This is a genomic window from Stenotrophomonas pictorum JCM 9942 (genome assembly GCF_001431585.1).
Classification (GTDB): Bacteria; Pseudomonadota; Gammaproteobacteria; order Xanthomonadales; family Xanthomonadaceae; genus Stenotrophomonas; species Stenotrophomonas pictorum.
The window spans coordinates 104,991-118,837 of sequence record NZ_LLXS01000007.1 but is presented as its reverse complement, the minus strand read 5'-3'; the positions used below and the strand labels follow the sequence as shown (position 1 = coordinate 118,837).

General features: G+C 67.3%; 10 protein-coding genes and 1 pseudogene. 8 read left to right on the top strand and 3 right to left on the bottom strand.

What is annotated here, in order from left to right; translation table 11 throughout:
* Positions 1–9: 9 nt before the first annotated feature.
* The 6 genes and pseudogenes from ARC78_RS16235 to ARC78_RS03000 form a co-directional block, all read left to right on the top strand.
* A pseudogene (locus ARC78_RS16235) lies at positions 10–177 on the top strand (DesA family fatty acid desaturase); the annotation flags it as partial.
* Positions 174–515 carry an EF-hand domain-containing protein gene (locus ARC78_RS03020; protein ID WP_054660197.1) on the top strand — a complete coding sequence of 114 codons (342 nt, stop codon included), beginning with the start codon at positions 174–176 and terminating at the stop codon, positions 513–515. The pseudogene ARC78_RS16235 and the gene ARC78_RS03020, both read left to right, overlap by 4 nt.
* A gap of 60 nt (positions 516–575) precedes the next feature.
* Positions 576–1,388, top strand: coding sequence for a bifunctional DNA-formamidopyrimidine glycosylase/DNA-(apurinic or apyrimidinic site) lyase (mutM, locus tag ARC78_RS03015; RefSeq protein WP_054660199.1), 813 nt, complete (start codon positions 576–578; stop codon positions 1,386–1,388).
* Between the two features lie 82 nt (positions 1,389–1,470).
* Entirely contained in the window at positions 1,471–3,066 is a 1,596-nt protein-coding gene (locus ARC78_RS03010; protein WP_057505703.1) for an OpgD/OpgG family glucan biosynthesis protein, read from the top strand.
* 286 nt (positions 3,067–3,352) lie between these two features.
* On the top strand, positions 3,353–5,998 hold the full coding sequence (locus ARC78_RS03005; protein WP_057505702.1) for a TonB-dependent receptor: 2,646 nt from the start codon (positions 3,353–3,355) through the stop codon (positions 5,996–5,998).
* 110 nt (positions 5,999–6,108) lie between these two features.
* A complete protein-coding gene (locus tag ARC78_RS03000) occupies positions 6,109–7,569 on the top strand; it encodes an MFS transporter (RefSeq protein WP_054659015.1) in 1,461 nt (486 codons plus the stop codon).
* A 90-nt stretch (positions 7,570–7,659) separates the two neighbouring features.
* Here the strand turns inward: ARC78_RS03000 and ARC78_RS02995 are convergent, their stop codons facing one another.
* Complete coding sequence (locus ARC78_RS02995; RefSeq protein WP_054659013.1) at positions 7,660–8,736, bottom strand: LacI family DNA-binding transcriptional regulator; 1,077 nt, start codon at positions 8,734–8,736, stop codon at positions 7,660–7,662.
* Positions 8,737–8,931: 195 nt separating this feature from the next.
* Between ARC78_RS02995 and ARC78_RS02990 the strand changes: the two genes are divergently transcribed.
* Together ARC78_RS02990 and ARC78_RS02985 are read left to right on the top strand one after the other, a co-directional pair.
* Positions 8,932–11,511 (top strand): glycoside hydrolase family 3 protein, encoded by a 2,580-nt coding sequence (locus tag ARC78_RS02990; protein WP_057505701.1) that lies wholly within the window; start codon positions 8,932–8,934, stop codon positions 11,509–11,511.
* Between the two features lie 560 nt (positions 11,512–12,071).
* Positions 12,072–12,290: a hypothetical protein gene (locus tag ARC78_RS02985; RefSeq protein WP_057505700.1), complete on the top strand. Its 219-nt coding sequence runs from the start codon at positions 12,072–12,074 to the stop codon at positions 12,288–12,290.
* Positions 12,291–12,350: 60 nt separating this feature from the next.
* On the opposite strand, the gene ARC78_RS02980 is transcribed toward ARC78_RS02985, so the two are convergent.
* Both ARC78_RS02980 and ARC78_RS02975 read right to left on the bottom strand, forming a co-directional pair.
* On the bottom strand, positions 12,351–12,971 hold the full coding sequence (locus tag ARC78_RS02980; RefSeq protein WP_054659739.1) for a thymidine kinase: 621 nt from the start codon (positions 12,969–12,971) through the stop codon (positions 12,351–12,353).
* A gap of 42 nt (positions 12,972–13,013) precedes the next feature.
* The gene (locus ARC78_RS02975; RefSeq protein WP_054659741.1) at positions 13,014–13,793 is read right to left on the bottom strand and encodes an SEL1-like repeat protein; all 780 of its coding nucleotides are present in this window, start codon (positions 13,791–13,793) and stop codon (positions 13,014–13,016) included.
* Between the last annotated feature and the right edge of the window lie 54 nt (positions 13,794–13,847).

Genomic DNA, 13,847 nt, shown 5'->3' with positions numbered 1-13,847 from the left:
ACGTTGCCGGTGGAGCATCGCGCGCGCCTGTCGGCATTGCTGGAAGCGCGCAGCCACCCTGCGGCCGAGCGCCGGCACCAGCGGCGGCAGCGATGCCATGAGGCCCAAGCCAGCGGCAGCGCGGCATTGCCGGCGCATGCCGCACGGCTCAAAGACTATCCGCCGGGTACCGCATGAAGACACGACCGTTTTTTCTCCTCGGGCCCGTCCTGCTGTTGGCCGCGCTGTCGGCCATGGCGCAGGTACAGGACACCAGCCAGTACCTGCAGCGGATGGACAGCGATGGCGATGGCCGCGTCAGCCCGGACGAGTACCTGCAGTGGATGCTGTACGCCTTCGACCGCATGGACCGCAACGGCGATGGCGTGCTGGAGCCGGCCGAACAGCCCGGCGGCCGCGGCAAGCCGATCACCCGCGAAGAACAGCGGCAGGTGATCCTGTCCCGTTTCGCCCGCCAGGATGCCAACGGTGACGGCTACCTCAGCGCCCGTGAACTGATGGCGCCGCCGCGCTGAGTGCGTGCGCCCACGCCAGCCGTCCGAGCGGCAAGCAACTGCACCGAAAGAGAATTCCGCATGCCCGAATTACCCGAAGTCGAAACCACCCGCCGCGGCCTGGAGCCGCACCTGCAGGGCCGGCGCATCCATGGCGTGATCCTGCGCCGGCCGGACCTGCGCTGGCCGATCCCGGCCGAAGTCGAAACACAGTTGCCTGGCCAACGTATTGCCGCGATCCGCCGCCGCGCCAAGTACCTGCTGCTGGATACCGCGGCCGGCAGCGCGCTGCTGCATCTGGGCATGTCCGGCAGCCTGCGGGTGCTGCCCGGCGACACGCCGGTGCGCACGCACGACCATGTCGACCTCAGTCTGGAGGACGGCCGCGTGTTGCGCTTCAACGATCCACGCCGGTTCGGCTGCCTGCTGTGGCAGCCGGTGGGTGAAACCCATGAACTGCTGCGCGATCTGGGACCGGAGCCACTCGATGGGGACTTCGATGGCGACTACCTGTTCGCGCGCAGCCGCGGCCGCAGCGCATCGATCAAAACCTTCCTGATGGACCAGCGCATCGTGGTCGGCGTGGGCAACATCTACGCGGCCGAGAGCCTGTTCATGGCCGGCATCAACCCGTTGCGCGAGGCGGGCAAGGTCTCTCTCGCGCGCTACCAGCGGCTGGCCGATGCGGTGAAACAGATCCTCGGCTACGCCATTGTGCGGGGCGGTACCACCCTGCGCGATTTCATCAGCCCCGACGGAGCCCCGGGCTACTTCGAACAGGAGTTGCTGGTGTACGGACGGGAAGGCCAGACCTGCAAGCAGTGCGGGCGCGACCTGCGCTACGCCGCCATCGGCCAGCGGGCCACTGTCTGGTGTGGGCACTGCCAACGCTGAGCGGGCGGAGGCGGGCTTCCATCCAGCGTACGGTTAGGCGGGCTGTGCCTATCATGCGCAACCTCCTGCCACGGATGACTGCATGCACCGCCGCGATTTCCTCCGTCGTGCCTCGCTGGCGCTGGCCGCCTTCGGCCTGCCCGCGTTGCCTGCCTGCGCCGCCAGCCCCCAGCAACAGGGTCTGCGCCGTATCGGCCAGCCGCAGCCGTTCGACTTCGCCACGCTCAAGGGCCAGGCGCGCGCGCTGGCACAGGCGCCGTATCGCAGTCACAAACGGGTGCTGCCGCCGGCGGTGGAGAAGCTGGACTGGGACCAGTACCAGTCCATCCGTTACCGGCAGGACCATGCGTTGTGGGCCGATCAGCCGGGCAAATTCCAGGCCAGGTTCTTCCATCTGGGCCTGTACTTCCATTCGCCGGTCCGCATGTTCGATGTGGTCGATGGCCAGGCGCAGGAGCTGGCCTATGACGGCGCGGCGTTCGATTACGGCAACAGCGGCATCAACGGCAGCCAGCTGCCGGCCGATCTGGGCTTTGCCGGGTTCCGCCTGAACACCCGCACCGATACCGATCGCGATTTCGCCGCCTTCCTCGGCGCCAGCTATTTCCGCGCCGTGGGCAAGGAGGGCCAGTACGGACAATCGGCGCGTGGCCTGGCTATCGATACCGGCCTGGGCCGCCCGGAGGAATTCCCCGACTTCATCGCCTATTACCTGGAGCAGCCCAGCGCCGATTCGGAGACCATCGTCGTCTATGGCCTGCTGGATTCGCCCAGCTTGGCCGGCGCCTACCGCTTCGCCATCACCAATGGCGAGGTGCTGCTGATGGACATCGACAGCGCGCTGTATCCGCGCAGGGAAATCGAGCGCCTCGGCATCGCGCCGTGCACCAGCATGTACCAGGTCGGCGAGAACGACCGCCGCATGGGCTGGGACTGGCGCCCGGAGATCCACGACACCGACGGCCTGTCGATGTGGAACGGCGCCGGCGAATGGATCTGGCGGCCGCTGTGCAACCCCGCCCACCTGCGCTTCAACATGTTCGTGGACCACAATCCGCGCGGCTTCGGCCTGCTGCAGCGTGACCGCAATTTCGACCATTACCAGGACGACGGCGTGTTCTACGAGAAGCGCCCCTGCCTGTGGGTGGAGCCGAAGGGGCAATGGGGCGAAGGCTCGGTGCAGCTGGTGGAGATTCCCACGGTCGATGAGACCTTCGACAACATCGTCGCGTTCTGGAACCCCAAGGCCAAGCCGCAGCCGGGCCAGGAACTGCTGGTCGGCTATCGCCTGTACTGGGGCGCGCAGCCGCCGGCCCGCCCGCCACTGGCGCACTGCGTGGCCAGCCGCACGGGTCTTGGCGGAGTGATCGGCAAGAAGCGCGAGTATTTCTCGTGGCGTTTCGCGGTGGATTTCGAAGGCGGCGAACTGGCCGGCCTGATCGACAAGGCCGAGGTCGAGGCGGTGGTGGAAACCAGCCGCGGCCGCGTGGAAGTCGTCTCGGCGCGCCCCTTGCGCGAGATCAAGGGCTACCGCGCCATGTTCGACCTTGTGCCGCCCGACGACGGCACGCAGCAGATCGATATCCGCCTGTACCTGCGCAGCGGCGGCAAGACCCTGACCGAAACGTGGCTGTACCAGTACAGCCCGCCGCCGGCGGAGCAGCGCACGCTCTACTGATCCGCGTTGGCGCCGATCCGCGGCCGCCCATCGGGGCGCCGCACGGGATGGACCGGCTGCCTGCCGCCGCGGCGGGCGGCGCCATCGGCGCGCGCTGCCCCCGCCTTTTTCATGCTGCATTGCAGCGATAAATCCCTTCCTGTTCCGCGGCTTGCCGCTGCACGAGGCCTCGCGCGGGCTTTCTCCATCCGGCCGATTGACAGCGTTGTCAGGTGGCGCGTAAAACGACCTTCGCCGGCCACCGCGCCGTCACAAACATTCCGAAAGTCTTGGGGAGAGAGACCAGATGACCAGCCAATGCCGGCAACACGCGCTTGCACGCGCGATCTTCGCTGCACTGATCACCACCGCCACCGCATTGCCCGCCGCCGCGCAATCGGTGCCGGAGGAGGGCAAGACCGAAACCCGCGATGCCTCCACGCTCGACGCGGTGATCGTCACCGTCGAGCGGCGGGAACAGGACCTGCAGAAGTACGCCGGCACCGCGCAGGTGATCTCCGCCGAGGACACCCGCGCGCTGGGCATCAACAACGAGCTGCGCAACATCCAGGCGCTGGTGCCGGGCCTGAGCATGGCCAACCAGGAGGGCAACTTGGAAATCTTCATCCGCGGCGTCGGCTCGTCCAACAACACCGAGCTGGGCGATCCGGGCGCCGCGCCGCACATCAACGGCGCCTACATCCCGCGCCCGCGCGGCCTGGGCGGCATGTTCTATGACATCGAGCGCGTGGAGATCAACAAAGGCCCGCAGGGCACGCTGCGCGGCCGCAACGCACTGGCCGGCACGCTCAACATCATCACCAAGCGCCCGGATTTGGAGGCATTCGGTGGCTACGTGCAGGCCGAGGCGGGCAACCGCGACCACCGCGGCGGCGAGTTCGCGCTGAACATGCCGCTGGGCGGCTGGGCCGCGATCCGCGTGGCTGGCTACCAGGTCGAGAAGGATTCGTCGTTCGAGAACGCCGGCAGGATGCAGGAGCTTGACCCGGCCGGCATCCAGGACGAGCACGGTGCGCGCGTGTCGTTCCTGTACCAGCCCGACGACAAGCTGTCGGTGTTCGCCATGGCCGACATGGGCAAGGAAGGCGGCACCGGCTACCCGGGCGCCACGGTCTACACCGCCGCCAAGGCCGGCTACCTGCCCGAGGACCTGGACCTGCGCAAGATCGTCTACCGCGGCGCCCAGGGCACGCTGGACAGCACCAACTGGGGCGCGCAGACCAACGTCAGTTACGACTTCGGCCCGGTGGCGCTGGAATACAACGCCAGCTACCGCGACGTCGATTACCGCCAGACCAACGCGCAGAGCGAAGGCATCCTGTGGCCGGACCGCAACATCGAGCCGGTCTCGCCCGCCAATCCCGGCGGCGTCGACTACGACAACTATTCCACCCAGTACTGGATGACCCAGTCGCAGTCCTACATCCACGAGCTGCGCCTGTCCTCGGCCGACGACACGCGCCTGCGCTGGACCACCGGCCTGTTCCACTTCAACGAGGACCAGCAGGTTGGCTACCTGTCGCTGGTGGACAAGGGCAGGTGGTATTCGGGCACTGAATTCACCATGCCCAAGGTCAACGGCCGTTCCTCGGCCGCGTTCGCCGATGGCACCTTCGACGTCACCGAACGCCTGCGCCTGAAGGGCGGCCTGCGCTACACCCAGGAAGAGAAGTCTCGCTACGGCATCGGCGGCAACTGGGCGCTGGGCCTGCCGGGCGAAGGCGGCGATTTCTCCACCCGTCTCGGTACGCCGGGCTTCGAGCCGGCGTTCATGAAGCGCCCCAATTTCGACGTGAGCAACATCACCTCGCAGGCGGAGATGGCGCGCTTCCTGCTGCAGGGCATCCTCGCCCATGGCCGCAACGACACCATCCAGCAGCAGATCGGCGACGTACCCAATGGCGGCGCGTTCGGCTGCGTGGACCGCCCGGACATCGGCGGCGACACCGTCGATTGCCCCTACCAGAGCTGGGTGCAGGTCAGCGGCATCCCGGCGCAGCAGTTCGGCAAGAGCAAGTTCAACTTCACCGACTGGCGCGTGGGCTTCGAGTTCGACGTGTCCGACGACAGCCTGCTCTACGGATTGATCTCCAGCGGCCACAAGGCCGGCGGTTTCAACGACACCTTCGATCCGAAGGAGATCCCGGAGACGTTCAAGCCCGAGTCCATCGTCGCCTACGAGATCGGCAGCAAGAACTCGTTCCAGATGCTGGACCGCACCTCCACCTTCAACGCCAGCGGTTTCTACTACGACTACAGCGACCAGGTGTTCCAGGACCTGGCGGTGATCGCCACCAATCCGTCCACCGGCGAGGCCACCGGCTACTCCCTGGTCAACCGCAACGTCGGCAAGTCGGTGGTGTACGGCGTCGAGCTGGAAAGCGTGCTGCGCTTCCCCGGCAACGTGATGCTGAACCTCAACGCGTTGTGGCTGGACAGCGAGATCAAGGAAGGCAAGGTGGCCGACGTGCGCAGCCAGAACTACGGCGCCGGCGGCATCACCTCGATTATCGACCTGTCCGGCAACGAGCTGCCGCTGGCCTCGAAGCTAACCTTCAATGCGCGCCTGCAGCACACCATGGAACTGCCGTTCGGCACCCTGGACTGGCAGCTGCTGGCCTCATACCGTTCGGCCTACTACCTGACCCAGTACAACAACCGCGACGTGGTGTTCATCTCCGACACCGCCGGCACGGTGGACTACATCGAAGGCGCCGTCGAAGCCGGCTTCCCCGACCGCCAACGCGCCCGCACCACGGTCAACGCCGGCATCGGCCTGACCACGCTGGACGGACACTGGCGCGTGGAAGCCTGGGGCAACAACCTGCTGGACAACGACATTTCGCAGAAGGCGCTGGTCGGGTCGGGCATCAACGTGCGTTTCCTCAACGATCCGCGCAGCTACGGGCTGCGTCTGCGCTACCAGTTCTGATGTGACAGGATGGACCGCCCGCGGCGGCCGGCCTTTGCCGGCCGCCGCGTTGCGGATGCGCGTGGGCAACGCCACGCATGACGCCAACATTCCGCCATGACGGAAGAGCCATGACCCAAAAAACCCGCTGGTCGCAGTTCGGTGTACTCATCACGGTGTTCTTCTTCTGGGGCTTCGTCGCCGCCAGCAACGGCATCCTGATCCCGGTGTTCAAGAAAGCCTTCGACCTGACCCAGGCGCAGAGCATGTACGTGGCGATCGCGTTCTACGTCGCCTACACGGTCGGCTCGCTGATCTACGTCGCCGTGTCCAAGGCGATGGGCGTGGACGTGCTCAACAGCATCGGCTACAAGAACGGCATCTGCATCGGCCTGCTGATCTCGGCGCTGGGCGCGCTGCTGTTCTACCCGGCGGCCAACCTGGGCTCGTTCACCCTGATGCTGTCGGGCCTGTTCATCGTCGGCCTGGGCTTCTCGCTGCAGCAGATCGCCGCCAACACCCTGGCCATCATCATGGGCGATCCGGCCACCGGCTCGCAGCGGCTGACCATGGCGGGCGGCATCAACAACCTGGGCACCACGGTCGGTCCGCTGCTGGTGAGCATCGCCATCTTCGGCAGCGTCGCTGCCGGCAATACCGAGGCCAGCATTGAAAGCGTCAAGACGCCCTACCTGGTGCTGGGCGCGGCCTTCGTGCTGGTGGCGCTGTTCTTGAAATTCTCCTCGGTGCCCAACCACTTCGACCTGGAGAAGCTGTCCGAAACCGAGGCGCAGGACAGCAGCCAGCTGATCCACAAGAAATCAGCGTTCGCCTACCCGCAGCTGGTCATGGGCATGATCGGCATTTTCCTCTACGTCGGCGTTGAAGTTTCCACCATCGACAATCTGCCGGCCTATCTGGAGCTGCCGGTAGAGAAGGGGGGGCTGGGTATCGACACCTCGCTGATCGCGCCGTTCGTGTCGCTTTACTGGGCCAGTCTGATGATCGGTCGCTGGGGCGGGGCGGCAGGCGCTTTCGATGTCAGGGCGGGGACAAAGAAGTTGCTCATGCTGGTTCTGCCGTTCGTGGCCTTCGGCGTGTACCTGGCGGTCAATGCGATCTCCGGCCATGACGTATCCCGGTTCTACCACTATGCGCCGGTGATCGTGCTGATGATCCTGGCCACCCTGGCCAGCAAGGGCAATCCGGCGCGGATGCTGCTGTATTTCGCGTTGTGCGGAATCATCGCGCAGCTGGTGGGCATGTTCACCACCGGCATGCTCAGCGTGATCGCCTTCATCAGTGTCGGCCTGTTCTGCAGCACGATGTGGCCGTGCATTTTCACCCTGGCGATCACCGGGCTGGGTAACAACACCAACCAAGGCAGCAGCCTGCTGGTGATGATGATCATGGGGGGCGGCCTCGTCAGCTGGGCGCAGGGCGCGCTGGCCGACAAGGTAGGGGTGCATCACAGCTTCATCGTCGGCGTGCTGTGCTACGCCTATCTGGCGTTCTACGCCGTTGCCGCCACCCGCACCTTGCGCCGGCAGGGTATCGATCTGGACCAGTTGGCGGCCGAAGGCGGGCATTGAGCTCAAGCGCCGGGCCCGTGGAAAAAACGGAGCCAGAGGTCGTGCCCGGGCAAGCGCCGGTGCGTACGGCCTGTTCCATGGGTTCCCCGCCTATTTCGGTGCCCGCTGTTTCACCGGTCCGGTTGAACGCCGCACCTGCAAGGTGTAAGCCACGTCCACCACGCCACCGCTGCCCATCTCGCGGATTTCCTTGAGCAGTTCGGTGGCGGCCAGCTTCCCCATTTCACGGGTAGGCTGGCGCACGGTGGTCAGTGCCGGGTAGATCTGCCGGGCGATAGGCGTGTCATCAAAGCCGCAGACCGAGATGTCCCCGGGGACAGACAGGCCGCGCTCGCAGACGGCACAGATGACACCTGCGGCCATATCGTCATTGGCCGCGAAGATGGCGGTGGGATGATCGGGCAGGTCCAGCAGCGCATTGGCCCCGGCATAGCCGGATTCGTAGGAAAACTCGCCATCCACCACCAGCGCGGCCTCGTAGCGCAAGCCTGCCCGGCGCAGACCTTCGCGGTAGCCGGCCAGGCGCCACATGGCGGCGCCGTGCGCGGCATGGCCCTTGATGTGCGCGATGCGGGTGTGCCCGAGCGCGGCCAGGTGCGCCATCAGCGCGCAGACCGCGCCGATCTCGTCCACCACCACGCCGACATGCCGGTTCTGCTCCTTGGCCGAGATGCTGGAGTACGGAATGCCCAGGTCGACCAGCCGTTCCAGCAGCGCGGTATCGTCGGTGAGCGGCGGGGTGAGCACGATACCGTCCAGCTGCGACTGCATGATCAGCGATTCGACCTTGCCGACGATGTCCGCCGCGTCGTACACCAGCGGCGCCAGCATCAGGTTGTAGTGCTGCGCCTGGCAGGCGTCGAGCACGCCCAGCTCGATCTCCATCAGGTAGTTCGAGGACGGGTTGTCGAACAGCATGGCCACCAGGTACGAGCGCCGACCCGCCAGCACGCGCGCCGACGGCAGCGGCCGGTAGCGCAGCTGCTCCACCGCCGCCTCGACCAGCGTGCGAGTGCGCTCGGATACGTTCGGTTCGTTGTTGAGCACGCGCGAGACGGTCTTCATCGACACGCCCGCCGTCGCCGCCACGTCCTCGATGCGCACGCGTCCGGGCTTGCCGGCGGTTGCCTGCGTGGATTCGGCCGCCGCCCGTTTCTTGCCAGTCATATGGTTCCCGGTTTCCGCCTGGCAGGTGCCAACGCACATGGATACAGGTGCAACTTTATCCGCAATGCGGCGTGCCGCTATGCAGCAAGCCATCATCGCGCACTGGCGCTATTCTGCAGCTGCCTGACAACGCTGTCATGGTGTTCTGCACAATCGTGCGTTCCTCCAGCCCTCCGTCCAGGAAGACCCTCGCCCATGAAGCCCAGCCTTCCACACTCCCGCCCCCGCACAGATCGTCGACGGCTGCGCCCGCTCCTGCTTGGCGTCGCGCTGGCGCTGGCCTGCGCGCCTGTCGTTGCCGCATCGGCATCGAAGGACGCCGCCGCACCGGTCCGCATCGACCCCGCGCACTGGCCGCAGCCGGCCTGGCCACTGGCGCTGGACCCGGCGATGGAAAAACGCATCGACGCGCTCGTGGCGGCGATGACGCTGGAGGAGAAGGTCGGCCAGGTAGTGCAGGGCGATATCGCCAGCGTCACCCCCGAGGACGTGCGCAGGTATCGGCTCGGCTCGATCCTGGCCGGCGGCGGCTCCGATCCGGGCGGCAGGTACAACGCCAGCCCGGCCGAATGGCTGGCGCTGGCCGATGCCTTCTGGGAGGCATCGATGGATACCCGGGGCGGCGGCAAGGCGATCCCCATCATCTGGGGCATCGACGCCATGCACGGCCAGAGCAACGTGGTCGGCGCCACGCTGTTCCCGCACAACGTCGGCCTCGGCGCCACACGCAATCCGGAATTGCTGCGTGAGATCGCCCGCATCACCGCCGCCGAGACCCGCACCACCGGCATGGAGTGGACCTTCGCGCCGACCGTGGCGGTGCCCCAGGACGACCGCTGGGGCCGCGCCTACGAAGGCTATTCGGAAGATCCGGCGCTGGTGGCCAGCTACGCCGGGGTGTTCGTCGAGGGCCTGCAGGGCAAGGTCGGCGCCGCCGATTTCCTCGACGACCACCATGTGATGACCACGGTCAAGCACTTCCTCGGCGACGGCGGCACCGACAACGGTAAGGACCAGGGCGACACCACGGTCGGCGAAGCGCAGCTGCGCGACATCCATGCCGCCGGCTACGTGCCGGCGATCGCCGCCGGCGCGCAGTCGGTGATGGCCTCGTTCAACAGCTTCCACGGCGAGAAGATGCACGGCCACAAGCCGCTGCTGACCGACGTGCTGAAACAGCGCATGCAGTTCGGTGGTTTCGTCGTCGGGGACTGGAACGGCCACGGCCAGGTCAAGGGCTGCAGCAACACCGATTGCGCGCAGACTTACATCGCCGGCCTGGATATGGCGATGGCGCCGGACAGCTGGAAGGGCATGTACGAAAGCACCCTGGCCCATGCGAAGGACGGCACCCTGCCGATGGCGCGGCTGGACGATGCGGTGCGGCGCATCCTGCGCGCCAAGTTCCGCATGGGCCTGTTCGAAAAACCGAAACCCTCGGCGCGCGCGCTGGGCGGCAGGTTCGAGCTGCTGGGCGCCCCGGAACACCGCGCTGTGGCGCGCCGGGCGGTGCGCGAATCGGTGGTGCTGCTGAAGAACCACGGGGGCGTGCTGCCGCTGGCGCCGAAGCAGCGCGTGCTGGTGGCCGGCGGCGGCGCCGACAACATGGCCCAGCAGGCCGGCGGCTGGACGCTGACCTGGCAGGGCGACGGCACAAAGCGCGCCGATTTCCCCAACGCCGACACCCTCTGGGACGGGCTGAAGGCGCAGGTGGAAGCGGCCGGCGGCAAGGCCGAGCTGGCCGTCGATGGCCGCTACCAGGCCAGGCCGGACGTGGCGGTGGTGGTGTTTGGCGAGGAGCCGTACGCCGAGTTCCAAGGTGACCTGCCCGACCTGATGTTCAAGGGCGGCAAGTCGGGCGACCTGGAACTGATCAGGAAGCTCAAGGCCGACGGCATCCCGGTGGTGGCTGTGTTCCTCAGCGGCCGACCGCTGTGGATGAACCGCGAGATCAACGCCGCCGACGCCTTCGTCGCCGCCTGGCTGCCGGGTTCGGAAGGCGCGGGCGTCGCCGACGTGCTGCTGCGCCGGCCCGACGGCGGCGTGCAATACGACTTCCACGGCAAGCTGAGCTTCTCCTGGCCGCGCCGCGCCGACCAGTACGCCAACAACGTCGGCCAGAAGGACTACGACCCGCAGTTCGCCTACGGCTATGGCCTTACCTACGCCGACAATGGCGACCTGGCGGCGTTGTCCGAGGACCCGGGCATCGACCCGGACGCCTCGCGCACCAGCGTCTGGTTCGATCGCGGCGTGGCGACCACCGGCCTGGTCCTGCGGCTGACCGGCGCCGACGGCGAAGCGATGGATATCGTGCATCCCAACGCGGCGACCACCGATGGGTCGGTGGTGATGACCGCAGTCAACACCGAGGTGCAGGAAGGCGCGCGCCAGTTCGCGTTCAACGGTCCCGGCCGCCTCGAGCTGCGCGCGAATATGCCACTGGACCTGGTGCGGGAAACCAACGGCGACGTACTGGCGATCGCCAACGTGCGGGTCGATGCGCTGCCGGCCGGCGCCAAGGTGGATTACCTCGCCACCTGCGGCACCGGCTGCAGCGGCGAGCTCGCCATCGGCAATGCGCTGGCCAAGCTGCCGCAGGGCCAGTGGGCGCGCCTTGGCGTGCCGCTCAAGTGCCTGCGCGACACCGGCGCCGACACCGCCAGGCTGGACATGCCGTTCGCCCTGCGCGGCAGCGCCGGCCTGCGCCTGTCGCTGGCCAGGGTGAGCATCGGCACCGACTACGACCGGAAGATCGAATGCCCGACGCCTTGAAGCTGCTGGCGGCGCCGCGTAGGCCGCGCCGCCATGTTGGGAGCTGATGTGGCAGGAGGAGTTCGATGGCCCGGCCATCGAACTGTCGAAGTGGGAGCTGGAAGACACCTGCTGGGGCGGCGGCAACCACGAGCAGCAGTGCTGCACCCCGCCCGCGACTGCCCGCCGGGCCCCAACGCCTGGCGGGCCGATGGGCTGCTGCACGTCGTCGCGCGCCGCGAAACCAGGACCGGCCCGGCATCGTCGCAAGATCGCGGCGGTGCCACGGCCACGCTGCGTACGCCTCGGCGCGGCAGCGTACCCAGGGGCGAGGAGCGGACGTTCGGCCGCTTCCAGATCGACACCCTGGAGGCGGTGAACCGGGCCATGCCCGCGGACATGCCTGGCGCCGTGCCTGGGACTCCGGAAACGCGCGTGTACGGCACCCTCCACTACGGCCGGCCGCCAACGTGCATGCCGGCACCTGGCACCTGCTGCCCGGCGGCGCGAGCCCGGCTGACGGCTTCCCCGTTTACGCGCTGTAGTAGGAACAGGACGAGATCCGCTGCTACGTCGATGGCGTGCACTACGCCAGCCCGCGTGCTCCCCGCGGCAGGACGCGTGGCGACTGGGCGGGCAAGGTCAACGCCACCGGCATCGATCCGGACGCCTACCCGCAGCCGATGCAAGTGGACTGCGGGCGGGTCCAGCGCTGCGGCGCCGGCAACGCCGCCGGCATGGGCTGCGCCACGTGCGACCCGGCGGCGGAACAGGTCGCCCTGGAAATCCCGAAACCGTAGATGCGGGACGCGCCACGCATGGGCATTCCCCGTGGCTCCGGGTGCGGGGTGCCCTCGTACCTACAACGGCAGCGGCGCCTGCATCGGGTCGATCCGGCCTTCGCCACGGGTGATCTTCTTGAATTCGGCACGCGACACCGACACATAGCGCTCGTTGCCGCCGATCTCCACCTGCGGGCCGTCCTGCACGGCAAAGCCGTTCTCGTCCACGCGCACGGTCATCGTCGCCTTCTTGCCGCTGTGGCAGATGGTCTTGATCTCCTGCATCTCGTCGGCCCAGGCCAGCAGGTACTGGCTGCCTTCAAACAGCTCGCCACGGAAATCGGTGCGCAGCCCGTAGCACAGCACCGGGATGCGCAGCTGGTCGACCACCTCGGACAGTTGCCAGACCTGCGCCTTGCTCAGGAACTGCGCCTCGTCCACCAGTACGCAGCCGAGCCTGCCGTGGGCGGCAATGTCCTGCTGGATCAGCTTCTCCAGGTCGGTATCGCGCTCGAAGGCGGTGGCCTGCGCCTGCAGGCCGATCCGCGAGGCGACCATGCCGGTACCGGCGCGGTGGTCCAGATGCGGCGTCAGGATCGCCACCCGCATGCCGCGCTCGCGGTAGTTGTGCGCCGACTGCAGCAGGGTGGTGGTCTTGCCGGCATTCATCGCCGAATAATAGAAATAGAGCTTGGCCATGGCGGGATTTTACCGCGACATGGGAGGGGGCTCGAGGCGCAGTCAGCGTTTGACCGGTGTCAGGGGGCCGACCTCGGTCGAGCCGAGGCGTTGCTCGCTCACGCCGACGCGCCAGTTGCGGTCCTGATGCTGGAAATACAGTTCAGGCTTCCAGTAATGGGGTGCATAAAAGCGGCTTCCGGCGATGGTTACCACCGGGGCGAAATTGTCACCTTCCATTCCCGGGCTCGCCGCCGCACGCCGGACGCCACTGCCCCCCGGTGACAGGGCCAGGATGGTGACCCCGCCGGCAAACCCGGTATTGCTGCCGGCGACCTTGTTTGCCTGCCGGCGCAGTTGCCTCGCCAGACGCGGGCGGGAGACCTCATCGCCATAGCGTTCATACAACTTGCGACCCACGGCCAGCGCTTGGGCCTGCTCGGCCGGAGACAGGGCCGCCCAGTAGGCCTCACGCAGGCGCAGCAGCTCGGGGTAACCCCGTTCGGCGGCCAGATCCATCCATGCGTAGGCCGCCGGCCGGTCCTGTGGCTGGCCGTGTGAGCCATTCCACAGGATTTCAGCCACCAGGGCCTGGGACGGCTTGTCGGCGAAATGAGCCGCCCGCTTGAGTTGGCGCATCGCCTGGTCGTTCCTGCCGGCCTCCAGGGAGAGCTGGGCCGTGCGGCGGAAGTACAGGTCTCCGTGGCTGTTCGCCAGGCCGGCCATGAGCAGGTCCTCGTCCATGTGGATGGACGGTCCTTCGCTGTCCGCAGCGGTCAGCGGCGGCGGAGCCACCAGGCAGGCCAGCAGCAGTGTTGCAACAACAGGGCGGACAGACGGCATGGTCAGGCTCCGGATCATGTCGGTGACCGGCCAAACCTAGCACACCCGCTAGTG